This is a genomic window from Acinetobacter chengduensis (assembly GCF_003664645.1).
In the GTDB taxonomy this organism is placed as follows: domain Bacteria; phylum Pseudomonadota; class Gammaproteobacteria; order Pseudomonadales; family Moraxellaceae; genus Acinetobacter; species Acinetobacter chengduensis.
This window is the reverse complement of record NZ_RCHC01000013.1, coordinates 13,209-37,375: the sequence shown is the minus strand read 5'-3', so window position 1 is coordinate 37,375 and position 24,167 is coordinate 13,209. Positions and strand designations below refer to the sequence as shown.

26 protein-coding genes are annotated in these 24,167 nt (G+C 39.5%); 9 read left to right on the top strand and 17 right to left on the bottom strand.

The genetic code is table 11. The features are described 5' to 3' along the window. Nucleotides 1–23 precede the first annotated feature (23 nt). Nucleotides 24–278, top strand: a complete 255-nt coding sequence (gene csrA, locus D9K81_RS12085) for a carbon storage regulator CsrA (protein WP_004989721.1) — start codon at nt 24–26, stop codon at nt 276–278. Between the two features lie 91 nt (nt 279–369). On the opposite strand, the gene rnhB is transcribed toward csrA, so the two are convergent. Both rnhB and D9K81_RS12075 read right to left on the bottom strand, forming a co-directional pair. Next, entirely contained in the window at nt 370–939 is a 570-nt protein-coding gene (gene rnhB, locus D9K81_RS12080; protein WP_120374998.1) for a ribonuclease HII, read from the bottom strand. Between the two features lie 64 nt (nt 940–1,003). Next, the gene (locus tag D9K81_RS12075; RefSeq protein ID WP_120374997.1) at nt 1,004–1,393 is read right to left on the bottom strand and encodes a hypothetical protein; all 390 of its coding nucleotides are present in this window, start codon (nt 1,391–1,393) and stop codon (nt 1,004–1,006) included. A gap of 26 nt (nt 1,394–1,419) precedes the next feature. Between D9K81_RS12075 and D9K81_RS12070 the strand changes: the two genes are divergently transcribed. Together D9K81_RS12070 and D9K81_RS12065 are read left to right on the top strand one after the other, a co-directional pair. Continuing rightward, complete coding sequence (locus D9K81_RS12070; protein WP_120374996.1) at nt 1,420–1,617, top strand: hypothetical protein; 198 nt, start codon at nt 1,420–1,422, stop codon at nt 1,615–1,617. Further along, entirely contained in the window at nt 1,610–2,164 is a 555-nt protein-coding gene (locus D9K81_RS12065) for a cytochrome b (RefSeq protein ID WP_120374995.1), read from the top strand. The genes D9K81_RS12070 and D9K81_RS12065 overlap by 8 nt, the downstream gene beginning before the upstream one ends. A 63-nt stretch (nt 2,165–2,227) precedes the next feature. Here the strand turns inward: D9K81_RS12065 and D9K81_RS12060 are convergent, their stop codons facing one another. From D9K81_RS12060 to yaaA, 5 genes are all read right to left on the bottom strand, one after another. Then, entirely contained in the window at nt 2,228–2,551 is a 324-nt protein-coding gene (locus D9K81_RS12060; RefSeq protein ID WP_147395921.1) for a hypothetical protein, read from the bottom strand. Nucleotides 2,552–2,674: 123 nt separating this feature from the next. Beyond that, nucleotides 2,675–3,676: an adenosine deaminase gene (locus D9K81_RS12055; protein ID WP_120374993.1), complete on the bottom strand. Its 1,002-nt coding sequence runs from the start codon at nt 3,674–3,676 to the stop codon at nt 2,675–2,677. Between the two features lie 68 nt (nt 3,677–3,744). Further along, entirely contained in the window at nt 3,745–5,067 is a 1,323-nt protein-coding gene (locus tag D9K81_RS12050) for an NCS2 family permease (protein WP_120374992.1), read from the bottom strand. A gap of 434 nt (nt 5,068–5,501) precedes the next feature. After that, the gene (locus tag D9K81_RS18420; protein WP_171406922.1) at nt 5,502–5,660 is read right to left on the bottom strand and encodes a hypothetical protein; all 159 of its coding nucleotides are present in this window, start codon (nt 5,658–5,660) and stop codon (nt 5,502–5,504) included. A 277-nt stretch (nt 5,661–5,937) separates the two neighbouring features. Next, on the bottom strand, nt 5,938–6,717 hold the full coding sequence (gene yaaA, locus D9K81_RS12045; RefSeq protein ID WP_120374991.1) for a peroxide stress protein YaaA: 780 nt from the start codon (nt 6,715–6,717) through the stop codon (nt 5,938–5,940). A gap of 124 nt (nt 6,718–6,841) precedes the next feature. On the opposite strand from yaaA, the gene D9K81_RS12040 reads away from it, so the two are divergent. Next, entirely contained in the window at nt 6,842–7,471 is a 630-nt protein-coding gene (locus tag D9K81_RS12040; protein ID WP_121523291.1) for an alpha/beta hydrolase, read from the top strand. 50 nt (nt 7,472–7,521) lie between these two features. On the opposite strand, the gene D9K81_RS12035 is transcribed toward D9K81_RS12040, so the two are convergent. The 5 genes from D9K81_RS12035 to pheA all read right to left on the bottom strand — a co-directional run bounded on the left by D9K81_RS12035 (nt 7,522) and on the right by pheA (nt 13,172). Next, entirely contained in the window at nt 7,522–8,013 is a 492-nt protein-coding gene (locus tag D9K81_RS12035) for a hypothetical protein (protein ID WP_147395920.1), read from the bottom strand. Nucleotides 8,014–8,169: 156 nt separating this feature from the next. Further along, a complete protein-coding gene (locus D9K81_RS12030) occupies nt 8,170–8,538 on the bottom strand; it encodes a hypothetical protein (RefSeq protein ID WP_120374988.1) in 369 nt (122 codons plus the stop codon). 110 nt (nt 8,539–8,648) lie between these two features. Further along, on the bottom strand, nt 8,649–10,898 hold the full coding sequence (locus D9K81_RS12025) for a bifunctional prephenate dehydrogenase/3-phosphoshikimate 1-carboxyvinyltransferase (RefSeq protein ID WP_120374987.1): 2,250 nt from the start codon (nt 10,896–10,898) through the stop codon (nt 8,649–8,651). Nucleotides 10,899–10,901: 3 nt separating this feature from the next. Next, nucleotides 10,902–11,993, bottom strand: coding sequence for a histidinol-phosphate transaminase (gene hisC, locus D9K81_RS12020; protein WP_120374986.1), 1,092 nt, complete (start codon nt 11,991–11,993; stop codon nt 10,902–10,904). Between the two features lie 69 nt (nt 11,994–12,062). Next, nucleotides 12,063–13,172, bottom strand: coding sequence for a prephenate dehydratase (gene pheA, locus D9K81_RS12015; protein ID WP_120374985.1), 1,110 nt, complete (start codon nt 13,170–13,172; stop codon nt 12,063–12,065). A gap of 486 nt (nt 13,173–13,658) precedes the next feature. Here pheA and D9K81_RS12010 point away from each other — a divergent pair, with 486 nt between their 5' ends. Beyond that, nucleotides 13,659–14,177 carry a DJ-1/PfpI family protein gene (locus D9K81_RS12010; protein ID WP_120374984.1) on the top strand — a complete coding sequence of 173 codons (519 nt, stop codon included), beginning with the start codon at nt 13,659–13,661 and terminating at the stop codon, nt 14,175–14,177. A 58-nt stretch (nt 14,178–14,235) separates the two neighbouring features. On the opposite strand, the gene D9K81_RS12005 is transcribed toward D9K81_RS12010, so the two are convergent. Then, nucleotides 14,236–15,378, bottom strand: a complete 1,143-nt coding sequence (locus tag D9K81_RS12005) for an acyl-CoA dehydrogenase family protein (RefSeq protein ID WP_120374983.1) — start codon at nt 15,376–15,378, stop codon at nt 14,236–14,238. Between the two features lie 260 nt (nt 15,379–15,638). Continuing rightward, nucleotides 15,639–16,985, bottom strand: coding sequence for a dicarboxylate/amino acid:cation symporter (locus tag D9K81_RS12000; RefSeq protein WP_120374982.1), 1,347 nt, complete (start codon nt 16,983–16,985; stop codon nt 15,639–15,641). Between the two features lie 401 nt (nt 16,986–17,386). Here D9K81_RS12000 and D9K81_RS11995 point away from each other — a divergent pair, with 401 nt between their 5' ends. Then, nucleotides 17,387–18,379: a glycosyl transferase family protein gene (locus tag D9K81_RS11995; protein WP_120374981.1), complete on the top strand. Its 993-nt coding sequence runs from the start codon at nt 17,387–17,389 to the stop codon at nt 18,377–18,379. A gap of 74 nt (nt 18,380–18,453) precedes the next feature. On the opposite strand, the gene D9K81_RS11990 is transcribed toward D9K81_RS11995, so the two are convergent. Then, the gene (locus tag D9K81_RS11990; protein WP_120374980.1) at nt 18,454–18,723 is read right to left on the bottom strand and encodes a YeaC family protein; all 270 of its coding nucleotides are present in this window, start codon (nt 18,721–18,723) and stop codon (nt 18,454–18,456) included. 3 nt (nt 18,724–18,726) lie between these two features. After that, on the bottom strand, nt 18,727–19,665 hold the full coding sequence (locus tag D9K81_RS11985; protein WP_120374979.1) for an NAD(+) kinase: 939 nt from the start codon (nt 19,663–19,665) through the stop codon (nt 18,727–18,729). A gap of 152 nt (nt 19,666–19,817) precedes the next feature. Between D9K81_RS11985 and mrcB the strand changes: the two genes are divergently transcribed. Together mrcB and D9K81_RS11975 are read left to right on the top strand one after the other, a co-directional pair. Then, nucleotides 19,818–22,217: a penicillin-binding protein 1B gene (gene mrcB, locus D9K81_RS11980; protein ID WP_120374978.1), complete on the top strand. Its 2,400-nt coding sequence runs from the start codon at nt 19,818–19,820 to the stop codon at nt 22,215–22,217. A gap of 11 nt (nt 22,218–22,228) precedes the next feature. Next, complete coding sequence (locus tag D9K81_RS11975) at nt 22,229–22,795, top strand: tetratricopeptide repeat protein (protein WP_227602087.1); 567 nt, start codon at nt 22,229–22,231, stop codon at nt 22,793–22,795. 59 nt (nt 22,796–22,854) lie between these two features. Here D9K81_RS11975 and D9K81_RS11970 read toward each other — a convergent pair whose 3' ends face one another. Further along, nucleotides 22,855–23,754 carry an NUDIX domain-containing protein gene (locus D9K81_RS11970; RefSeq protein WP_120374977.1) on the bottom strand — a complete coding sequence of 300 codons (900 nt, stop codon included), beginning with the start codon at nt 23,752–23,754 and terminating at the stop codon, nt 22,855–22,857. 145 nt (nt 23,755–23,899) lie between these two features. Between D9K81_RS11970 and hemP the strand changes: the two genes are divergently transcribed. After that, nucleotides 23,900–24,070 (top strand): hemin uptake protein HemP, encoded by a 171-nt coding sequence (gene hemP / locus D9K81_RS11965; RefSeq protein ID WP_117007763.1) that lies wholly within the window; start codon nt 23,900–23,902, stop codon nt 24,068–24,070. Nucleotides 24,071–24,167 lie beyond the last annotated feature (97 nt).

The window sequence follows — 24,167 nt, the reverse complement described above, 5'->3', positions numbered from 1 at the left end:
TAGCGTTTTGCAAGGAGATAAACATGCTGATTCTGACTCGACGTGTCGGAGAAACATTGATGATTGGGGACCAAGTCAGCGTGACTGTACTTGGCGTTAAAGGCAATCAGGTGCGCATTGGCGTAAATGCTCCAAAAGAAGTTTCTGTTCATCGTGAAGAAATTTACCAACGAATTCAACATGAACGCGCTATGCACGAACACCTACAGCATCTCGATCAAGATTATCAGCCTTCTTTTGAGGATGATAATTTTTCACAGAACAATTTTAATCGCTAAGATTAAAACTGGTTTGAATATAAAGCGGCTCTTGAGCCGCTTTAAATTTATCTGATGTATGTATTCGAACACCTGCAAATGCTTACTGCCTTTACATTTGCTCAATCACTTTACGCACAGGCCCAAAACTACGACGATGCTCATCAATCACACCATGTAATGCAATCGCCTCAAAATGAGCCTTAGTTGGATAACCCTTATGTTTGGCAAAACCATACTGAGGGTATTTAGCATCTAAAGCCACCATATCATGATCACGTGTCACTTTTGCCAAAATACTCGCCGCTGATATTTCAGCATGTAGTGCATCACCACCAACAATCGCATCACAGCTCATGGTTAAGCCCTGTGGCACTTTATTTCCATCTACCAGTAAATGATCAGGCTGAATTTTTAATTGTTCTACAGCGCGTCGCATCGCAAGCAATGATGCCTGTAAAATATTGATTTCATCAATTTCAGCTGCCGAGGCTTCAGCAATAGCCCATGCCAAAGCTTTTTCTTTAATCTCAATAAAAAGCTTTTCACGTTTTTTTTCCGTCAGCTTTTTAGAGTCATTTAAGCCTTCAATTGGATTATTCGGGTCAAGAATAACTGCCGCTGCTACAACTGAGCCCACCAGTGGCCCACGACCCGCTTCATCTGCACCTGCAATACGCATCTTTATGTCCTCAAATATAAAAAGCGGTCGAATTCGACCGCTTTTTTAAACAAATTTGCTATGATTATTTTTTCAATACATCAACAACACATGCATTTAATGTTGTTGTCACTAATTTATTTACCAGCGTCGCTTGAGATGTTTTATCCATTGCTGCAACAACAAGATCCGTTGCTGTTACGCTAGTAGTCGCTTTTTCACCTACACAAGAACATACTTCAGTTTGTAATTCTTGCTTTTGGCTTTCAGTTAATAGTTTAGAGCCTGTTTTCCAATAGGTGTTATTGTTAATTTCATTCACACATTTCGCTTCCACGCCTACTTTCACAGCCATCATTGCCAAGCTGTTACCTGTATTTGCTGCAGTTGAACCTGTGCTAGTCGTACCATCTACAGTCGCACATGCAGTTAACGCTAAAGCCATTGGTGCAAATACAGCAAGTAATTTTTTCACGATTGTTCCTTTGTTTCGGTGTGAAGATGCGTTATTTTGCCCAAATTTTCATGCCGAATAAACCGCTAATTCGCAAATTCAAAACAGATGAACAATTTATGTCTTCTCTTTCAGCGTTGCAATATATCAACGCTGAATTCTATCCAAGGTATAGTGCTCAACATCAAATTCTATTAGTATTTTTTGCTCAATTAGCCAACCGCCCAGCAAATCAATATGAATAAAAACATAGAATATTACACGCGAACAGCTCAAGTCCTACATTGGCTCATGGCCATTATTTTTATTGTCGCTTGGATCATTGGTTTCTATAGTGGTAACTTTTTAAGCTACGACAATGACGGAAGTTTTAAAGGCCAAGTGATTACCTTACATAAAAACATCGCGACTACATTAATCTTTTTAGTGGTTGTGCGTATATTTTGGCGTTATACCCATCCAGCACCAGCACTACCAGATAGCATGTCAAAGAGTATGAAAAAACTCGCTCACTTCGGGCATTTAGCTTTGTATTTTGTTTTACTCGCATTGCCAATTACGGGTTGCCTATTTAGTTGGAGCGCAGGCCATCCCGCACCAGTCTTGTATTTATTTGAAATCCCTCGCCTCGTTCAAGATAATCCAGCACTTTTAGCCGTGGTAAAACCTTTACATATTTATATTTCATGGGCAGCAGGTTTGTTGTTGGCAGGTCATATTTTAGCAGCACTCAAACATCATTTTATTGATAAAGACAACGTATTAAAGAGCATGACACGTCAAGCTAAATAAGCGTTAAATAGCTACTCAAACCACTTCATTATTCATAGCTAAAAGATAACAAGCCTAGTGCTGTTATCTTTTGGTTTTAATCACACAACTTTTAATGCTGTTTACTGTCGCCTTACGAATTAACTGATTTTTTGCATTTTCATTCACGAGAGCCTGCGTCATTTCACCGACAGTAACATCATTCAACGCATTTTCGCCGACACATTGACACACTTCTACTTCAAATTGCTTTTTATTGTGATCAGTCATTAAAAATGTTGAGGCTTTCCAAACATTAGAGTCCTTTAATTCTGTTAAACATTGATGCTCAATCACTGGCTTGAGCATTTTAACTGCCACACTTTGCGATACCGCTTGTACAGATGTCGCACTTAAAAGCAGGCTCATCAAAAGCATCATCGACTTAAATTTAGTTTTCACTTCGTACCTATTTCAAACTATAAATGGAGAAAAACAATTGCGCCAAAGCATAAAAAGGCAGCCCAAGCTGCCTTTTTAAATGACCTGAAATTAAGCCAAAGACTTAATTTTAGCAATCCACTGCGCTTTATCTTCATCATCAATAAATGACGCCTCAAATGAATTTGCAGCCAATTGCTTCAACTCGTCATTGCTTAAGTCTAATGCTTCTGCAATGGCAATAAAGTTATCATTCATATACCCACCAAAATATGATGGATCATCTGAATTGACCGTAACATGCACGCCTTGTTGCAACAAACGACGAATATTATGATCTGCCATATCATCTACAACGCAAAGTTTTAGATTTGACAATGGGCACACAGTTAATGGCATTTTTTCTGCAATTAAACGTTGCATCAATGCTTTATCTTCTTCAGAGCGTACACCGTGGTCAATTCGATTCACTTTAAGCAAATCTAAAGCTTCCCAAACGTACTCTGGTGGGCCTTCTTCACCAGCATGTGCCACGATTAAGAAGCCATTTTCACGCGCTTTTGCAAAGACACGCTCAAATTTAGCTGGTGGATGCCCCACTTCACTTGAGTCCAAACCCACACCAATAATTTGGTCTTTATAAGGTAAAGCTTGCTCAAGCGTTATAAATGCTGCTTCTTCGCTCAAATGACGCAAGAAACACATGATTAGGTGTGAAGTAATACCAAGCTTTGTTTTGGCATCATCACAAGCACGTTGCAAACCATCAATCACGGTTTTAAATTCAACGCCACGATCTGTATGTGTCTGCGGATCGAAAAACATTTCGGTATGTACAACATTGTCTTCAGCACATTTTTCAAAGTATGCCCAAGCCAAGTCATAAAAATCTTGCTCATGTACAAGTACATTTGCACCAGCATAATAAATATCTAAAAAAGACTGTAAATTATGAAAATTATAAGCCTGTTTAACTTCTTCTACAGATTTGTAGGAAATCTCAATCTGATTGCGCTGAGCAATCGAAAACATCAGTTCAGGCTCAAATGTGCCTTCAATATGAACGTGCAATTCAGCTTTTGGTAAAGCACGGATGAGCTCGAGTCGATTCATACTTTATTCCTCTTTAAAAATAAAAAAGGGTGCAAACTGAGTTTACACCCTTATTTGTGTTTGGAGAATTAACCGCCAAACAGCGCAAATTTTAATACCCAAAGCGCAGCAATAATCCACACCATATACGGTACAGTCGATGCCTTACCTGTGCATAATTTGATTAATGCATAGCTAATAAAGCCCATTGCAATACCATCTGCGATTGAATACGTAAATGGCATAAATACAATGGTCAAGAATGCTGGTACGGCCTCTGTAATGTCTTCCCAATCAATATGCGTGATGCCTTGAATCATCAATACACCAACAAACAACAATGCTGGCGCAGTTGCGAAACCAGGCACTGACTGTGCAAGTGGTGCAAGGAATAAACACGCAATAAACAACAGACCAACCACAACAGCAGTTAAACCTGTACGACCACCCGCAGCAACACCTGCAGATGATTCAATATAAGGCGTAGTTGAAGATGTGCCCAGAGCAGCACCCGCCACAATAGCAGATGAGTCAGCAAAGAGTGCTTTTTTCAAACGAGGTAATTTACCATCTTTCAGTAGACCCGCGCGGTGTGAAACACCAACAAGTGTGCCTGTAGAGTCGAATAAATCCACCAAGAAGAATACGAAAATTACACCAATTAAGCTTGCAGAGAATAGCCCTTCAAAGCTCATTTGCATAAATGTTGGCGCAATCGATGGAATAGCCCCCACAACACCTTGGAACTCATTGTAGCCCAACACCGTTGCTATAGCAGTAATAGCAAGAATACTAATAATAATTGCACCACGAACTTTAAAATGATGTAAAACAACCACCATGAAAAAGCCAAGCAAAGCAAGTAATACAGAAGGTTGCTTAAGATCCCCCAATCCGACTAAAGTAGCTTGATTATCAACAATAATCCCTGCATTTTTTAGTGCAACAAGTGCTAAGAACAAGCCAATACCACCACCAATTGCCAACTTAAGTGACATTGGAATAGCATTCACAATTGCTTCACGAATTTTAAACAAGCTAATTGCAATAAAGACAAAGCCTGAAATAAATACTGCACCCAAAGCCGTTTGCCACGGCACGCCCATACCTAAACATACAGAGTAGGTAAAGAAAGCGTTTAAGCCCATACCTGGTGCGAGAGCAATAGGATAATTTGCAATAATCCCCATCACCAAACAACCAATTGCTGCAGCTAAACACGTTGCAACGAAGACAGCCCCGTGATCCATGCCTGTTTCAGACAAAATCATTGGGTTGACAATAATGATATAGCACATCGTTAAAAACGTTGTTATACCTGCCAGCACTTCAGTACGAAAGCTGGTTTTATTTTCACTCAGCTTGAACATACGTTCTAGCACACTTTCGGAAGACGGATTAGGAGTCGTCATGACCTAGCCCCTATTAAGTAAACTTTATGCCTTAGCATTCCACAAAGTTAAACACAGCAACTATGCTTAGCTTAAATTTGTGGATGTCGAGGCATTACAATACCAGTGCCGTTCATTAAGAACGAAATATTCAAAAACAATCAATAAGATAAGTTTAACAAGCTTGGCAATTATTAATCGTAAACAAAAAAGCTGCATAATAGTTATGCAGCTCTATTTAATTGAATTAAATCATAGGCTTATTTAGCTATAAAAATGATTTAATCTAACGCGCACAGAATTATAACACAGGGATTTTTTAATGTTTCTAAATTTTAAGTTTAATCGTTTTTTAATATATTTAAAATATTGTTTTTATTGAATTCTTATCAAAAATTAAGAAAAAATTTATATAAAAAAATTTGAACGCTTTAGTCAAAGCACCATTTTAATTCTTATTTAACCTTTAATGAGATCTTTTCCGAATTTTGGAGGTGCTCTTCCCCAACCAATTGATCCACATTTTGCTGGCGTTTAGCTTCTGCATCGTTATAGACCAGCATACCCAGTCCACCCACAAAGCTTAAGAAGATTAAGATAATAAGTGTCTTCATAACTAAAAATTATTGTTTTGCTAACTTTTGCTAATAATAACAAAATGCCATACAAAACGTGACTCAATACACATTTCTTTTATTATTTTGAATTAATATACATTCGTTTTGTAATATTAGGTAACATTGGTTTCCAGTAAAATGTTTATTTTTCAAGTTTTTAACACATAAATTCTGTGACTCTAAACCCAATATTTGCGGTCAATGAGAAATCTAAATCATAAAAAAAGCAAACCATTGGCTTGATCTGCTTCTTTTATTTGGTATTTAAAGCCAATTAAGCGACTTGCTCATCTCGCTTAAATACCAATTCACTCGAATTTGAGTTACTTGCATCAAAATAATAGCCATCGATATTAAATGAACGAATATCATCGATCTGCTCAATTTTATTTTCAATTAAGTAACGCGCCATTAAACCGCGTGCTTTTTTGGCATAAAAGCTAATAATTTTATATTTACCATTTTTTTGATCCAAAAATACTGGACGTACAATTTGCGCTTGAATTTTACTTTCTTTAACAGACTTGTAGTATTCATCTGATGCTAGATTCACCAGTAATTCACTTCCAGCCTCTGATAAGTCTTGGTTAATCAGCTGGGTAATTGTGTCTCCCCAAAATTCATATAAGTTATGGCCACGTGAATTTTGTAATTTAGTTCCCATTTCCAAACGATATGGCATCATTAAATCCAAGGGGCGCAATAAGCCATACAAGCCCGACAGCATACGTAAATGCTGTTGTGCATAGTCAATTTGCACATCATCTAAATGATATGCGTCTAATCCTGTATATACATCACCTTTAAATGCGAATATCGCCTGACGGGCATTAGAAAAATTAAAGTCTGACTGCCAATCTCTAAAGCGTTCCACATTTAAATTTGCAATTTTTTCACTCACACTCATTAGGCTGGCGATTTCAGAAGCAGATAACTTACGACTTACGTCGATAAGCGCTTGTGAATGCTCTAGTAGCCTTGGTAATGTGTATATATCTGTAGGTAATGCAGTTTCGTAATCTAAAGTTTTAGCTGGGGAAATTAGAGCGAGCATATATAACTTGATTAAAATTTAAGTAAACAAACTATAACAGTAGACTTATTTTATTTCCAATCTGTGTTTTTACTGAGCATTATCGGTAGAATACTGCGTTCTCCTGCTATTTAATCTATTTGTTATGTCTGAACAAATTTTCCTTCAAGGCCAAGCTGGCCAAATTGAAGTTTTTGTAGATTATCCACAGGGTGAAGTGAAAGGATTCGCGGTTGTTAATCACCCCCATCCCCTACAAGGTGGAACACCACAACATAAAGTCCCCACTTTATTGGCTCAAATGTATTTAGAGCGTGGTTGTGTTGTGTATCGTCCTAGTTTCCGTGGTTCTGGCCAAAGTGCTGGTGTACATGATGAAGGTAACGGCGAAACCACTGATAACTTACAAGTGATTGCCTATGCACGTAGCCAACATGCCAACCTACCTTTCTTTGCAGGTGGTTTTAGCTTTGGCGCACACGTTATGGCAAAAAGTTATTCTATGCTTGCGACTGAATTACAGCCTGTACAAACCATCTTATGTGGTTTACCTACAGCAACTGTTGCGGGTGTACGTCCATACGTGACCCCTCATATTAAAGGGGACATTCTCTTCATCCATGGTGAAGCAGATGATGTGACTTTACTTTCAGATATGATTCAATGGGCGAAACCACAACGTCATTTAATTACGGTGTTGCCTGGTGCAAACCATTTCTTCACAGGTTATTTAAAGCAATTGCGTATTGCGATGACGCGCTTCCTGACCCACTAAAATGAATAAGTCATTAAAAAAATAAAAAGCCAGTCTCGAACTGGCTTTTTTCATCTGATCTGTAATGAACTACACTGATTTTTCCAAAGCAAGACATCATCGAGCTTAGGACCACCTAAAATTTCTTTCGATTTTAATACCATACTACCAAGCTCATTACTACTCACTGCGATAGTCACTCCAAGCAGTAAATCTAAATCATAGTATTCATCATAATGTGCAATTTTTACGGCTTCATCATGTTGAATTTCGGTATAGCCCAACGTAGCATTCGCCTTATTAAAATACTCTCCATCCACCAGTGCATGTGTATTATGAATTACATCGAGTCGTTCAATAGACGAACCCGTTTGATTAATGCAGTAAAGCTCACGCCCCTCACTACTTCTAAGACAGCTGAGCCAAATATAAGGACGGTCATTTTCTTTTATAGCTCTACTCCAACGACCATAAACAGAACCTGAATTCCATTCAAATTGCGCATTTATACGTTTTAGATCAAACATCGACTTCCTCCATACATCAATGGGACGGAATTGCACATCTTTTGAATTGCACTAGAGCATTCTGCTCCTGAACTCAATCGCGTTCATTTTTCTTAATTTATTTTCTCTTGTAGCTTCATCATATAACCTAGACTCAGGTCAGTATAGTCTAAGGCGACATATACTGACGTGGGTGTTTCTGAAATCTGAATTTCAACCTTTCCAGCTAAATTGACTGAATGCATCATCTTCTTTAAGTGAATTTTCAACAGCTTGTGCCAATTGATTTAGCAAACTTTGTTCTGTAATACGCTCTAACCAATCTTGCTCTTCATCTGGATAAGAAGTGATTTCACAAACCAAATGACCTTCAGCATTATGCCCTTGGCATGTTACAGAAAGGGGAAGTTGATGGTTATCTACACTTACAGCAACACGATCATCTCCCTGAGGCAATACTTCAAAGCCATATTGACCGAGTTTGCTTGCCAATAAATCTGCGACCTGCTTTTGCGCTACAGCTGAATCCTCTTGACTCGCCTGATGATGTTCACAGTTGGCTGCAAATTGTAATTTTTTCATGATTAAACCCTAAAGGCATTTTTGTTGTATGGTTTTAGAATAAGCAATAAATGCAAAACAGCCAAGCTTTTGCTTGGCTGTTGTCTAACAAATCATCAGTTTTAACAATTTTATTCAGTTACTTCAATTGCCAAGCCTGCTTGTGTTGTTAATTGAGTAAATGTAGGGAAACTTGTTGCAACGGTTTCAGTCCCTACAATTTTAATGGTGCCTGAATTTCGCAGACCCGCAATTGAGAAACTCATCGCAATACGGTGATCATGATGCGATTCAATTTCACCACCTGTGAAAATTGCACCCCATTCGCCAGCTTTGCCTTTACCTTCAATAATGATGCCATCATCAGTTGGTGTGCAATCAATGCCCATAATTTTCAAGCCATCAGCCATGACTTGAATACGATCAGATTCTTTTACACGAAGCTCAGCAGCGCCAGTTAAAACGGTTTGACCTTCTGCACATGCTGCTGCAATAAATAATGCTGGGAATTCATCAATCGCAAGTGGAACTTGATCTTCTGGCATGTGAATGCCTTTAAGCGTCCGTGTACCTTGAATACGAATATCTGCAATTGGCTCACCGCCTGCAATGCGTTCGTTTTCCACTGAAATATCTGCACCCATTTGCTTTAATATTTCAATGACACCCGTACGTGTTGGGTTAATCCCAACGGCTTCAAGCGTTACATCCGAACCTTCAGTAATAGCAGCACCCACCATAAAGAAAGCCGCTGAAGAAATATCTGAAGGAACTTGAATATTTGTACCTACCAGCTTACCGCCACCTTGTAATGAAATACGGTTGCCTTCAGTTTTTACCTCATAACCAAATGCACGAAGCATACGCTCTGTATGATCACGTGTTGGTTCTGGCTCAGTCACTGAAGTTTCGCCTTCAGCCCAAAGACCCGCAAGTAAAATACCTGATTTCACTTGCGCTGATGCCATAGGTAAATCGTATTGGATGCCTTTTAAAGCTTGGCTACCCGAAATAGATACTGGCGGTGTACCACGCTCACCCGTTGTTTGAATGTGTGCGCCCATAGCACGCAAAGGCTTCGCAATACGTTCCATTGGTCGTTTAGACAATGACGCATCACCTGTCATAACTGAGTCAAATGCTTGCGCAGATAACATACCTGATAGCAAACGCATCGATGTACCAGAGTTACCCATATACAACGCACTTGCAGGCGCTTTTAAACCATGAATGCCCACACCATGAATAGTTACTTCACCATTTTTTGGGCCTTCAATACTCACCCCCATGTCACGGAAAGCTTGTAAAGTTGCGAGTGCATCTTCACCTTCGAGAAAACCTGTCACATGTGTGGTGCCTTCGGCAATCGCACCAAACATGATTGAACGGTGTGACACAGATTTATCCCCTGGCACTGTAAATTTACCTTGGAAATTCTTTTGGCCTGGTAAAATTGTAAATTGCTGTGTCGTCACTTTGTTTTTCTCCATCAAAGGTTTTTTAGCCAGCATGTGATTAAAATGCTGTCGTGCTGCTTGCGCATGTCCGAGCAATCCCATCAATGCTTGCGAGTTTTCATCTTCAATCAACTTGCGCAACGTCGTAAGCTGTTTTTCAAAGCCATCGACTGCATTTAAAATTGCCTTTTTATTGGCAAAAAAGATGTCATGCCACATTTGTGGATCGCTGGCAGCAATGCGTGAGAAATCACGAAAGCCACCTGCGGCATAACGAAAAATATCTAAATTGTCTTCGCGATTGGCCAGTTGCTCAACCAAATTAAATGCCATCAGATGTGGCAAATGGCTGGTGTGAGCAAGCACTTCATCATGCTTGTCCACATCCATGCAAATGACCTCAGCTTTAGCGGCTTGCCACAGTTGAATCAGTTTTTCGACCGCCCAATCTTCACTACTTGGCAGTGGTGTCAAAATCACTTTATGGTTAGCAAATAAATCTACTTTACCTGCATGTACCCCTGTATGTTCCGCTCCAGCAATCGGATGCCCCGGCACAAAACCAGCGGGTAATTCCTCACCATACACAGCCTTAGCCGCTTCCACCACATTGCCCTTGGTACTGCCTACATCCGTAATAATGACATTTTCAGTCAAATACGGTTGAATAGTTTCTAGTACTTTTTGTGTCGCGCGCACAGGTAATGCCAAGACCACTAAGTCTGCACCTTTTACAGCATCAATCGGATTGGTATAACCCGCCTGAATCAGACCCAGTGCTTTCGCATCATCTAAAGTTTTTTGCGATCGTGTCGAAGCGACAATTTGTGTTGCTAAATGTTCAGCAATCATCACTCGAGCAAGACTTGAGCCAATCAGCCCAAGCCCAATAAATGCAACTTTTTCAAACAGTGGCGTTGCCATAATTTACGCTTTTGCCTCTAAACCCAACACCTTAGCCAAAGCCGCTAAGAATTTTTCATTTTCTACTTCAGTACCAATTGATACACGAAGATGATTTGCAATACCTACATGACGAACAATCACACCTTCTTTAAGTAAAGCTGCAAATGTTTGTGCAGGATCTGCATTCACATTAATTAATAAGAAGTTTGCACGTGAAGGTTCATAACTTAAACCTAAAGCAGTCACCCCAGCTTCTAACTGAGCCATACCTGCTTTGTTCACTACACGTGATTGTTCAATAAAAGCTTCATCTTTTAATGCAGCAACTGCAGCCACCATTGCAAGGTGGTTCACGTTGAACGGCTGACGAATACGGTTAAGGTAGTCTGTCACTTCAGCAGACGCCAAAGCAAAACCAACACGAAGTGCAGCTAAGCCATAGCACTTTGACATAGTGCGGCTAACAATTAGGTTTGAATATTGGTCTAAGAACTTCAAGCTATTAAAATTTTCTGGGAAATATTCAACGTAAGCTTCATCTAATACCACAATGACATTGCTTGGAATTTTTTGCATAAATGCATCAAATTCTGCTTCTTCAAACCAAGTCCCTGTTGGGTTGTTTGGGTTCGCAATAAAAATTAATTTGGTATTAGCTTGAACAGCAGAAGCCATTGCATCTAAATCATGTGAAAAACCTTTTGCAGGCACTTCAATGGCTTGTGCATTAATCGCTTGAGTAACCAAACCATAGACAGCAAATGCATGCTGACTGTATACAACTGAATCTTGTTCCGACACAAAAGTACGCGCAAAAATCTCGAGTAGATCGTTTGAACCATTGCCTAGCGTAATACGGTCATGTGCTACACCAAATTGTGCCTGAATTTGGTCTTTTAAAATAAAACCACCACCGTCAGGATAACGGCCAATTTCAGCCAATTCAGCAGCCACCGCTTCTTTTACTTTTGCTGAGCAACCCAATGGGTTCTCATTTGAGGCCAATTTTACAATATCAGTAATCCCTAACTCACGCTCAAGCTCACTGATTGGTTTACCAGGTTGATAAGGCTTTAATTTTGCAATGCCTTCATTGGCTGGGACAAACGTCATTTTACACTTCCGATTATTTCAAGTAATAAAGGTGATGTGCATGCAAACACACACATCACAGTTGTGAACTTAGAGCACCGCAATTGGGTATGAACCCAAAACACGTACTTCTTTAACTAAAGGTCGAATTTCTTCAATGGCCGCTTTTACATTGTCTTGCTCAACATGTCCTTCAAGGTCAATAAAGAACACGTATGCCCATTTTTCTGGCAATGCTGGACGTGTTTCAATGCTTGTCAGACTAATATTATGTTTAGCAAACGGTGCCAAAATTTCTAACAATGCCCCAGCTCGGTCATGTGCAGAGACCAATAATGAGGTTTTATCATTGCCTGACTGTGGCACTTTCTCGCGACCAATCACCAAGAAACGTGTTGTATTTTCTGGGTTGTCTTCAATATTACTGTGTAAGATTTCTAAACCATAAATACTTGATGCAACTTCAGATGCAATGGCCGCCGAATGCCATTCATTACGAATACGGCGTGCAGCTTCTGCATTCGAACTTAATGCAACACGTTCAACACCAGGATAGTGCGCATCTAACCAACCACGGCACTGTGCCAAAGTTTGCTGATGAGCATAAATTTGTTTGATGCTATCTTTACGTGTATTTTCAGAAATTAAGAACTGGTGATGAATTGGTAATTCAACCTCACCAATCACATTCAGATGAGAGGTTTTGAAACAATCTAGTGTGTGATTGACCACGCCTTCAGATGAATTTTCAACAGGCACTAAACCATAATGTGCGCTACCTGCTTCAACTTCACGGAATACTTCATCAATGGTCGGTAAAGGGCGAATGACAGCATCCTGACCAAAATGCTTTAAAACTGCCGAATGAGTATATGTACCCACAGGGCCTAAAAAAGCAATGCTTTGTGGTGCTTCTAAAGCCAAGCATGCCGACATGATTTCACGGAATAAACGCGCCATCGTCACATCAGACAACGGACCTTCATTACGTTCCATAACTTTACGCAAAACTTGCGCTTCACGCTCAGGACGGTAAAACAACGGATCTTCTTCTGAAGCAAATTTTGCTTTGGCAACTGCCTCCGCCAATGTTGCACGACGGTTAATCAATTGCTGGATTTGCATATCCACCGAATCAATATTTTCGCGTATTTGAGCTAAGTCGAGAGAAGCCTTAGTGTTTTGATCGTCGTTGATCATTGTTATGTTGCCCTTCAAAAACATGGTTTGCAAACAAGTATAACAATAGTTAGCTTTCAAATGTTGCGCAATACGACTTTCATTGATTCAGCCTTAAAAACAGACAGTTGTTTAAACTATCTGCAAGATTTGACCCATTCGTATTTACTCAAAATAGATTCTTACTAGCTAAATCAATATTGTTTTTTAAATAAACAATACTTTTGATAAGTGATGATAAATACAGAAATTTTCATTACTACGTGACCCCTCAAGTCATGCTAAGAAATCCAACAGATTCATAAAAAATAGTTAACTCATTCAAATGAAAAATTCATAAAAGAAATACCGTTCACACAAGAGAATAACCGAGTATTGCGCCTTAAAAACAATATGATTACAGCACCATGGCTTGGTTACCTTTCCATACTGTATTGTGACAAATATCGCACTTAATAAATGCACGCGCGGTGTAGCATTTTTAAAAGATTTCTTGAGTCTCCGACCATGCCAAAAAATATTGCTGTACTGGTGACCCATCATTTTGAAGACATTCATTACGACAAAACTGTAGAAGCCTTTCGTGCCGCTCGACATTCAATACTAAATATTGAAGCACAGGCGGGTAAAATAATTCATGGCCAGCACTACACCACCGCCGTTACAATTGATCAAAGCATTGCAGAAGTTGACTTACACAATTTTGATGCATTATTAATTCCTGGTGGCCATTCACATGATCCCCTATCCCAAGATCAGCGTTATCTCGAATTTATTCAATATTTTGCTCAGTCGAATAAATTAATTATGAGTATTTCAAATGGTCCACAGCTGTTAATTCAAGCACAAGTTGTGGCAGGTCGCTTAATGACAATTAACAAACCTAATGTAGAGTCTTTAATTAATGCAGGTGCTGTCTATTACGATGTAAGTGTAGTGAATGATAATAACCTCTATATTTCGTCACCATCGTCTACCGATTTACCCTATTTTATCCGTGAAAGTTTGATTGCCTTGAGCCAATAAAAAAAGAACCCGAAGGTTCTTTTTTCATGACTTAAACTCAATATGTAGACATCTAAACTTAACGCCCCAACATGCTACGAACTACAATTTCTTTCATGATTTCGTTGGTTCCGCCATAAATGCGCTGAATGCGCGCATCAACGAAGAAACGTGAAATTGGATATTCGGTCATATAGCCATAGCCACCAAACAATTGTAATAAATTGTCCGCGATTTTCATCTGCGTATCGGTTGAAAAGCTCTTTAAGGCGGCTGCAGTTTCTACATCAAGCTTATTTTCCATATAGAGTTCTACATTACGCTCATAAAATGCAATGGTTGCCAATTCATCAATTTTTGCTTGTGCCAATACAAAGCGCGTATTTTGGAACTGTCCTACAGCCTGACCAAAAGCTTGACGTTCTTGTACGTATTTCACCGTGACTTCAATCGAACCACGGATTGCACCTACAGCTGTGGCAGCAATTGCAGTACGTTCACGTGGAAGCTCTTGCATAAGATAAGCAAAACCTTGACCAGCTTGACCCAACAATTGTTCTTTTGGCACTTTTACATTGTCATAAAACAGCTCTGACGTATCTTGCGAGTGCAAACCAATTTTATCAAGGTTCGTACCTTTCTTAAAACCGTCCAAGTGTGTATCCACTAACAACAAAGACACACCTTTTGCACGCGCTTGCGGATCAGTTTTAGCTGCTAATACCACTAAATCCGCATGCTGACCATTTGAGATAAAAGTTTTTGAGCCGTTTAATAGATAATGATCGCCTTGTAAAATTGCACTACTGCGCATCGATTGCAAATCTGAACCTGCGCCTGGTTCAGTCATACCAATTGCACCGACCACTTCACCTGTCACCATTTTGGGTAACCAGTATTGTTTTTGTTCTTCTGAACCGATATGTAAAATATACGGCGCCGCAATTTCTGAATGGCACGAAATTCCTGTCGATAATGCGCTAAAACCTGCACGGGCAGACTCTTCCACCAACATTAATGAATAATGTGTTGGAACACCATAACCGCCGTATTCTTCAGGTACATCTACACATAGGAAACCATTATCGCCCAATGCATTCCATACAGCGCGTGGCATAATTCCTTCTCGCTCCCACTGCTCATAGTGTGGTGCAATGTGCTCTTGCATAAAACGGCGGAAGTTATCTCTAAATAATTCTAAATCTGCATCATAAGCGAGCATTGAACAGTCCCTTTTAGATTGTTGTTTTTGAATGCTCTCATCCTAGAGCAGTTTTAGGAGTACGTCATGAAGGAGAACTTTTGCGTTCAAATTGTATATTTTTAAAACGACCCACAGCTTAACTCAGCAAAAATTACGCGACTGAGTTCCACTAAATCATCATTCTTTGTAAGCAGTGCTATATCTTCATCTTCTAACAAAGCAATAAAAAAGGAAGCCAAAGCTTCCTTTTTTAGACTTTACTTCAAACTTCTGCCGAATTAAGCATGCCCTTTGTCTTGTTCTTCAAGCATTTTGCGGTCTAATTCTTGCGGATTATCTAAATGATAATTTAGACGTTCAACATCCAATTGACCTACCCATTTTGCAACAACAATTGTTGCCAATGAGTTACCAACCAAGTTAGTTAATGCGCGTGCTTCAGACATGAAACGGTCAATACCTAAAATCAATGCCAGTCCAGCTACAGGAATATGACCAACAGCCGACAATGTTGCAGCCATGACAATAAAGCCTGAACCAGTAACACCTGCCGCACCCTTAGATGAAATCAACAACACTGCAAGTAAAGTAATTTCATGTGCCAAGTCCAACTGAGTATTGGTTGCTTGGGCAATAAAGATTGCTGCCATGGTTAAATAAATAGACGTACCATCTAAGTTAAATGAATAACCAGTTGGAATTACTAGACCGACAACAGACTTTTCACAACCTGCAATTTCGAGCTTTTTCAGCATACGTGGGAGTACAGATTCTGAAGAAGACGTACCCAACACAATGAGTAATTCCTCTCGAATCATACGAATCATTTTAAAAATATTGAAACCACAGAAACGTGCGATTGTGCCCAGTACAATACAAATAAATAATAAGCAGGTCACGTAGAAACAAATGATCAATTGAGCCAATTGCGCCAATGAACCAATACCATATTTACCAATCGTAAATGCCATTGCACCAAATGCACCAATCGGTGCAAGCTTCATCACCATATTTACAATATTAAAGAAAACATGCGAGATTTGATCGATAAACTTCAATACAGGTTTACCTGCATCGCCAAGTTTATGCAGTGCAAAACCAAAGAGTAAAGCAAAGAGTAAGACTTGTAGAATTTCCCCTTCTGCAAATGCTCCAACGACTGTGTTTGGAATAATATGCATTAAGAAATCAACGGTAGACTGCGAAGCACCAGATTCAACATACTTTGAAATACCTGAAGTATCTAAAGTTGCTGGATCGATATTCATGCCTTCACCAGGCTTAGCGATATTAATTACAATTAAACCAATGATTAACGCAAACGTAGAAACAATTTCAAAATAGAGTAGCGCAATACCACCTGTTTTACCCACAGATTTCATGCTTTCCATACCCGCGATACCACTCACAACGGTACAGAAAATAACTGGCGCAATAATCATTTTAATGAGCTTAATGAAAGCATCACCCAATGGTTTTAATTGCTCACCCAAACCAGGTACGCTTTGCTTAATACCATTTACAATTTCAGTTGAACTTGGTGAGAAATGCCCCACCAAAACACCTAAAATAATAGCAACAATCACTTGAAAATAAAGTGATTTATAAAGTGGTTTCTTGGTCATAATAATACTTCACTACATATTTCTCATGATAAGAAATATTCAGTTTTTGTTTATTTAACACAAATAAACAGTTAAAACCCTTTTGTGCACACAAAAGAATACCTGTGTATTTAGCGTGCTAAATACAGAAAAATGTGTATACGTAATTTTAATAACTACTTCAGGACCTGATAAAAATCAGATTGGATCAGGAGATGAGTAATACACTCGAATTGGTTTAAATTTTACCTGTTTTTTAGTTTTTTGTTTTCCCACAATTGTTAATTTAGGTTGAATAATAAACACAACCTCTTAGACCATAGTCTCATAAGTGCGAGTTTTAGCGCCAAAATCAAGCTGAAATCTCTCATACATACACGTAAACTAGGCTCAAATGTCATGCATAGCCTAAAAATACATTTATGAATACCAAACGAAATATTTATCAAGATTTTGAACATCCCTTTGCACAGTTTGTACGTATTATTGGTAAGGGTAAAAATGGCGCACGCTCATTAAGCTATGACGAAGCCTATCAAGCTTTTAGCATGATTTTAAAAGATGAAGTTTTGGACGTACAACTGGGTGCATTTCTCATGTTGTTACGTGTCAAAGAAGAGTCTGTAGACGAATTAGCTGGCTTTGTACAAGCAACACGTGATCAACTGAAGTTTAAAGCTCTTGAGGTTGATTTAGATTGGTCCTCTTATGCAGGAAAACGTAAACACTATCCTTGGTTTTTATTGGCAGCGCTTACTTTAGCTAAAAATGGCTACAAAATTGTCATGCATGGTGCTTCAGGCCACACGCTTAACCGTGTTTATACAGAGCAAGTTCTTGAATATTTAGGCTACCCAATTTGCCAAACAGATATTGAAGTTGAAACTGCACTTAAGCAGAATAATTTTGCCTATTTGCCTCTGCATGCTATTTCACCCATTTTAAGTGACTTAATTGCACTGCGGAATGTGATGGGTTTACGTTCACCGATTCACACGCTCGCACGCTTAATTAATCCATTTAATGCCAAGGCCACTTTGCAAGCGATCTTCCATCCTGCCTATCGTAGCTCGCACCAACAGTCAGCCTATCGCTTAGGCTATCAGAACAGCGCGGTCATTAAAGGTGAAGGTGGTGAGTTTGAACGTAATCCAGATGCGAAAACATTAATTTGTGGCATTCAAAATGGCAAACTGTATGAGCATGAATTAGCAAAACTGACTGACAACCGTAGTCCTGTAGAAGAAGAACTCGACCTTGCCGTATTCAAAGCCGTTTGGGAAGGCCAACGCGCACATGAATATGGCGAAATAGCAGTGATTGAAACCATGGGCATTGCCTTATATACCATGGGTGCTTGTGCAAGCTATGAACAAGCTATGCAACATGCCCGTGAACTTTGGCAATCACGTTAAGCAGTATGGTTGATAAGACAATAAAAAAGGATGCTCAGCATCCTTTTTTATTGATCGAGAAAATATTTAATGCATTAAATAAATTTAATTGGCTTAAATTCTTCTTCAACATGAACATGAGAATCACAATGCTCGTCTTCTTCTTTAGTGCCACGGTCAATATAACCACTACGCTCATCTTCAGGTAAGTTTTTTGCTTCCCACGCATAGACCGCTTGCATACAGGTTTGACGTTGTTCTTTGGTGAGTACCACGCCGTTAGGCCATTTACCAATTTCAATTGCCGTTTTTAAACGACTAACAATTTCAGGATCGAGTACGGCCAGCATTTGTTCAATATTCATAATCTAATCCTGCTTCAATGAGTCAAAATCTTGGTTCCAGCCAAGTTTAGTCCGGCATGCCATGTAAAAATCATAGCCCGGTGGATGGAGTAGATTAAGTTTAAATGGATGTTTACGGATATGTAAACTATCTCCTACATTTAATGAAACACTATTTTGACCATCTGCACTCACCATGGGCAATACACGATTTTCACGAATCAAAATTTTAATTTCACTGTGCCCACCCACCACAATTGGGCGTGAAGATAAGGTATGTGGATGCATTGGGACTAAGGCAATTGCATCCATACTTGGGTGTACAATTGGGCCACCGCCAGACAATGCATAAGCAGTGGAACCTGTAGGTGTAGAAACGATTAAGCCATCACTGTGCTGGCGGTACACATATTGCCCATCAATATTGAGTTCGAAGTCAATCATGTGTACAGAACGGCCTGAATGCAACACCACATCATTGAGCGCAATGGCATCGTAGATAGACTCACCTTTTGAGCGAATTTCCATTTCTAATAAGAAACGGCGATCCATCTGAAACTCACCCTTTAATACCTGATCAAGCTTAAACAATACTTCAGTCGGTTTAATGTCGGTTAAGAAACCCAAACGACCACGGTTTACACCAATTACAGGGGTATTGTATTTGACCAATGAACGAGCAGCATGTAGCAATGAACCATCACCACCGACCACAATCACCAGATCAACAACTTCACCCAACAATGCCTTACTTACTGTTTGAGTATTGGTATAAGGCACCAAGGCAGCAGTCGCATTGTCAAATACAGGATGCAGACCTAGACTTAAAAGATGGTCATGAATGAGACATAAAGTATCTACTACAGAAACTTTATCTGGACGTCCTATTAGTCCAATATTTCTAAATGATTTGTGTGAAATTTGCACCTGCGCCTTTGCTCCACTACGCTTCATGCATATCATAGCATTAACGCATTTGTTTTAAAAAAAACTTTAAAGCCATTCATTACAACGGATTTCACCGTATATTTTGCATTCTTATACAGTTTAAATATTGCAAATTAACAAAAAGCTTCGCATGATTAGCACAATTTATCAGGGTCTTATCATAGTTTATGAAGTCTGAACGTGGCATAGGCATAATTGCTTTCATTTTTTGTGTACTTATCATTGGTATGTTTGTCGCGATGAGCGTCTATCTTATTCGTATTGATAACATTGTACGTACAAAATTTGAAGGCCAACGCTGGGATATTCCTGCGAAAGTATTTGCTCGCCCTTTAGAAATCTATACTAATGCGCCTATCAATCAGCAAGATTTAAGCCAAGAACTTAAAATGCTGGGCTATAAAAACACGGAAAGTTATGCTAAAACTGGGAGTTACGTTGTTTCTGGCAATGAAATGTATGTACACACGCGTGGTTTTGACTTTGGTGATAGTGTTGAACCCGAGCAAGTACTTAAAATTGCCTTTAATGAGAATGCCATTGCCGATGTAAGCGCAACTAAACCATCCTCAACGGGTATTGCTCGCTTAGAGCCAATGCTGATTGGTGGTATTTACCCACAGCATAATGAAGACCGTGTACTGATTAAATTAAAAAATGTACCGCAGCCTTTAATTAATGCCCTGATTGCTACAGAAGATCGTAATTTCTATAAGCACCATGGGATCTCTGTGCGTGGTACGGCACGTGCCTTGGTAAGTAACTTAACTGGTGGTAAGCGTCAAGGCGGCTCGACCCTCACGCAACAACTGGTTAAAAATTTCTATTTAAGCCCAGAAAAAACCTTAAAACGTAAAGTTAATGAAGCCCTTATGGCCTTATTGATTGAATTACATTATGACAAAAATGAAATTTTAGAAGCGTATTTAAATGAAGTGAACTTAGGCCAAAATGGTAATTACTCCATCAATGGTTATGGCTTGGCATCACAGTTCTATTTTGGTTTACCTTTACGTGAACTCAATATTGCACAACAGGCCTATTTGGTCGGCTTAGTACAAGGCCCAACTTTGTTTAACCCATGGCGTAATCCTGAGGGTGCTAAAAAACGTCGTGATATTGTATTAAACAATATGTTGGTGATGGGTACACTGAGCCAAGAACAATATGAAACTGAAATCGCACGTCCATTAAATGTATTGGCAAAACCAACTTTAGGCCCTGCCCGCTTCCCTGATTTCTTAGATATTGTGCGTCGTCAATTACGTACGGAGTATCAAGAGAGTGACTTAACCAACCAAGGTTTGCGCATTTTTACAACCTTAGATCCAATTGCTCAAACCCGAATTCAAGATAGCTTTAAAAACTCAGTGGCCAACTTAACCAAGGCCAATCCAGCACGCCTTAAAGACTTACAAGGTGCAGTATTGGTGACTCACCCAGAAAATGGTGAATTAGTTGCCGCAGTAGGCTCAACACAAGAATTTACAGGCTTTAACCGTGCACTGGATGCTAAACGTCAGGTTGGTTCTTTACTTAAGCCTGTCATTTATCTCAGTGCAATTGAATCTAATCGTTATAACTGGGCCAGCCCAATTGAAGACTCGCAAATTAGTATTCAAAGCGAAGGAAAAACTTGGACACCTAAAAACTACAGTGGTGGCGAACATGGTGTTGTGCCAATGATGACGGCACTTGCTAATTCATACAACCTATCTGCGGTGCGTTTAGGCCAAGAATTTGGCATGTCGACCTTTATCAATCACTTGAAAAAATTTGGCGTAACTTCAAATATTCCAAACTATCCATCGATTTATTTAGGCGCTGTGGATATGTCACCACTCGAAGTGATGAGTATTTATGGCAACTTCGCAACGGGTGGTTTTAAATATCCAGTCAAAGCCATTCGCTCGGTGGTGGACCCAAATGGTCATTTGCTTGATCGCTATAGTTTATCTGTACAACCAACCATTGACCCATCGAATGCATACATTCTTAACTATGGTTTACAGCAAGTCATGCGCGCAGGTACAGGGCGCTCTGCTTATGCAACATTACCATCATCTTTAGGCTTAGCAGGTAAATCAGGTACCACCAACGATACGCGCGACTCATGGTTTGCAGGTTACTCTGGCAATTATGCAACTGTGGTATGGCTAGGTTTAGATAATAACAAAGCTACAGGTCTTACAGGTTCTTCTGGTGCACTTCCTGTTTGGACTAATGTGATGAAGCAATTGCGCCAAAAACCTGTGAACTTACGCCAACCCGATAGTGTGACATGGCAATGGATTGATAGTAGTTCAGGTGACTTATCTGCTTCGGGTTGTAGCAATGCGATTTATGTACCCATAAATCGTAATTCAATTCCGACTCGTGCTTCAGCATGCGCTGCTTCACAATATGAATCAGAACAAAACACAATTAATATCGATTCTACACAGCCTTCAGTCCCACAAGATGATAATTATTCAGATGGCGGTTATATCCGTGAAAGCGAATCGGATACAGATGCTGATTCATCCAATCAACCACGAGTGATTTCAAGTGGTAACTTTGCAAATTAAGGTGTGTCATATTGAATAAATTGCAATTACATCGTGATGTAAGCAAACTCAGTGTAGCGATCTGTCTAGTGGTATTGGTAGGCTGTCAAAGTCTACCCGCACCTGAACAAAAGCAAACAACAACTAAAGCAGCTACCAATAAACCCATTCAGGCTGCCGATGGCGTTGTGATCCATCCTTATGATGTACCTGAGATCAAACGTCAGTCGATTATCATTCCCGAACAGAAAGCACCTAGCCAAAAATTTGATGATGGTCGAAATCTACCTGCTTTTCAAAAACTGATGCAACAAACCCAAACGGCTTATGCCAAAGGTGAACTGAATCAAGCTGAAAGCTTGGCAAATCAAGCACAACGCTTAGCCCCGCAATCTGCCGAAAGTTTTTTGTATTTAGCACTTATTGCAAACCGTAAAAACCAATTTGCCAATGCACAAGCTTTGGCACAGCGTGGTTTAAGTTATGCTCAGACCAATGCAATGAAAAAACAGTTGTGGCAAGTGATTTTGAAATCGGGTCAAAAGCAAAATAATACAGCCACGGCCAATAAGGCACTGCAAGCACTTAAAGGGCTATAAGCTAGCCCTTTTTTTCGAACGGTTTTTAATAATTTTTAGCTAAGCATAACGACACCGAGTTAAACAAAGCGTATTCCAGCAATACCATAAGCATAATGTTGCTTGGCCTCTTGCAGATCTGTTGCTTGCATTCCACCTAAAGCAAATACTGGAATGTCCACCTGCTGTGCGATATCTGAAAAGGTCTGCCATCCGAGTGGCTGAGATTCGCTGTGTGTGGCTGTTTGTTTAACTGGACTTAGCAATACAGCATCACATCCTATACGGCTTGCATGAAGCACTGAGGCTAAATCATGACAGGCTGCAATATAACGTATACCTTGCTGTAAATCGCCCTTATTGAGTTGTAAGCATTGTTGTTGCTTTAAATGTACGGCGCCAATCGTTTTTTGCTGCACACTATTTAGCTGTTTCCAAAGCTCGACATTTACAATCAATTTAGACAAATCATCTAATTTAATTTCAGCCAGTTCTATTTGCTGTTCACGTGTAGCATCTACACGCCAATACATTAGCTTAGACTCATCCAACTCTGCCAAGTGGCTCAGTTGATTTGAAATTTTGATCATCTTTTGCCAATACAAACGCTTTAACATGGCCTTGTTAGCTTTTGGAAAGTTGAGGCTAAGCAGTTCATCACGGCGATACCACTGCCATGGTTCACGAATCGACTCCAGCATATTGCTCGGGACTGCACTATGAAATATATGTAAATTCACAATCACATCATCGTATTCATGGCGTATAAAATCAAAATGGTGCCATTCATTCAAATCAATCCCAACTTCTTCAAGCACCTCACGTCTGCACGCATCTACGGGGCTTTCACCCTCTTCCACCTTACCACCTGGGAATTCATTTTTATTGCCCTGATGTTGCTGTGCATCTCGCCAGCCAACCAGCACTTGGTCTTGATGCAATAAAATAGCAATCGCTATATGCAAATTGGGTTTAGCCATAAAGCAACATCTCAAAATCTGACAAATATGCTTAAGTGTAAACAGCTTTATAATTTTTTTAAATTATTATCATTTACCGTTGACAGGGCTATTCGATAATGATTATCATTTAATTCGTTCACTACCCACCACGGAGCACATAATAATGAACGCACCTTTTAGCTTGTTTACTCGTTCTAACGAAACTCATCATGCACTACCAATGCTGCATTCTAATAACTTATTTGCATTGGGCCGTGAAATTCGCATTATGCATGCAGGTGAAGAATACCGTTTGCGCTTAACGCGTAATAACCGTCTAATTCTAACTAAATAATTTTCCGTTTCAAATAATAATAAACGTGGGAACAAGCAGTATGAATCAGCGCATACTGCTTTTTTAATCCCAATTTAATCCTGCAATTATGTAAACC

Excerpts from the sequence above, each read along its gene's own strand:
- csrA (WP_004989721.1), top strand. The coding sequence starts at position 24 with ATGCTGATTCTGACTCGACGTGTCGGAGAAACATTGATGATTGGGGAC.
- rnhB (WP_120374998.1), bottom strand. The coding sequence starts at position 939 with ATGCGTATTGCAGGTGCAGATGAAGCGGGTCGTGGGCCACTGGTGGGC.
- D9K81_RS12070 (WP_120374996.1), top strand. The coding sequence starts at position 1,420 with ATGCGTTATTTTGCCCAAATTTTCATGCCGAATAAACCGCTAATTCGC.
- D9K81_RS12065 (WP_120374995.1), top strand. The coding sequence starts at position 1,610 with ATGAATAAAAACATAGAATATTACACGCGAACAGCTCAAGTCCTACAT.
- D9K81_RS12060 (WP_147395921.1), bottom strand. The coding sequence starts at position 2,551 with ATGAGCCTGCTTTTAAGTGCGACATCTGTACAAGCGGTATCGCAAAGT.
- D9K81_RS12055 (WP_120374993.1), bottom strand. The coding sequence starts at position 3,676 with ATGAATCGACTCGAGCTCATCCGTGCTTTACCAAAAGCTGAATTGCAC.
- D9K81_RS12050 (WP_120374992.1), bottom strand. The coding sequence starts at position 5,067 with ATGACGACTCCTAATCCGTCTTCCGAAAGTGTGCTAGAACGTATGTTC.
- D9K81_RS18420 (WP_171406922.1), bottom strand. The coding sequence starts at position 5,660 with ATGAAGACACTTATTATCTTAATCTTCTTAAGCTTTGTGGGTGGACTG.
- yaaA (WP_120374991.1), bottom strand. The coding sequence starts at position 6,717 with ATGCTCGCTCTAATTTCCCCAGCTAAAACTTTAGATTACGAAACTGCA.
- D9K81_RS12040 (WP_121523291.1), top strand. The coding sequence starts at position 6,842 with ATGTCTGAACAAATTTTCCTTCAAGGCCAAGCTGGCCAAATTGAAGTT.
- D9K81_RS12030 (WP_120374988.1), bottom strand. The coding sequence starts at position 8,538 with ATGAAAAAATTACAATTTGCAGCCAACTGTGAACATCATCAGGCGAGT.
- D9K81_RS12025 (WP_120374987.1), bottom strand. The coding sequence starts at position 10,898 with ATGGCAACGCCACTGTTTGAAAAAGTTGCATTTATTGGGCTTGGGCTG.
- hisC (WP_120374986.1), bottom strand. The coding sequence starts at position 11,993 with ATGACGTTTGTCCCAGCCAATGAAGGCATTGCAAAATTAAAGCCTTAT.
- pheA (WP_120374985.1), bottom strand. The coding sequence starts at position 13,172 with ATGATCAACGACGATCAAAACACTAAGGCTTCTCTCGACTTAGCTCAA.
- D9K81_RS12010 (WP_120374984.1), top strand. The coding sequence starts at position 13,659 with ATGCCAAAAAATATTGCTGTACTGGTGACCCATCATTTTGAAGACATT.
- D9K81_RS12005 (WP_120374983.1), bottom strand. The coding sequence starts at position 15,378 with ATGCTCGCTTATGATGCAGATTTAGAATTATTTAGAGATAACTTCCGC.
- D9K81_RS12000 (WP_120374982.1), bottom strand. The coding sequence starts at position 16,985 with ATGACCAAGAAACCACTTTATAAATCACTTTATTTTCAAGTGATTGTT.
- D9K81_RS11995 (WP_120374981.1), top strand. The coding sequence starts at position 17,387 with ATGAATACCAAACGAAATATTTATCAAGATTTTGAACATCCCTTTGCA.
- D9K81_RS11990 (WP_120374980.1), bottom strand. The coding sequence starts at position 18,723 with ATGAATATTGAACAAATGCTGGCCGTACTCGATCCTGAAATTGTTAGT.
- D9K81_RS11985 (WP_120374979.1), bottom strand. The coding sequence starts at position 19,665 with ATGATATGCATGAAGCGTAGTGGAGCAAAGGCGCAGGTGCAAATTTCA.
- mrcB (WP_120374978.1), top strand. The coding sequence starts at position 19,818 with ATGAAGTCTGAACGTGGCATAGGCATAATTGCTTTCATTTTTTGTGTA.
- D9K81_RS11970 (WP_120374977.1), bottom strand. The coding sequence starts at position 23,754 with ATGGCTAAACCCAATTTGCATATAGCGATTGCTATTTTATTGCATCAA.
- hemP (WP_117007763.1), top strand. The coding sequence starts at position 23,900 with ATGAACGCACCTTTTAGCTTGTTTACTCGTTCTAACGAAACTCATCAT.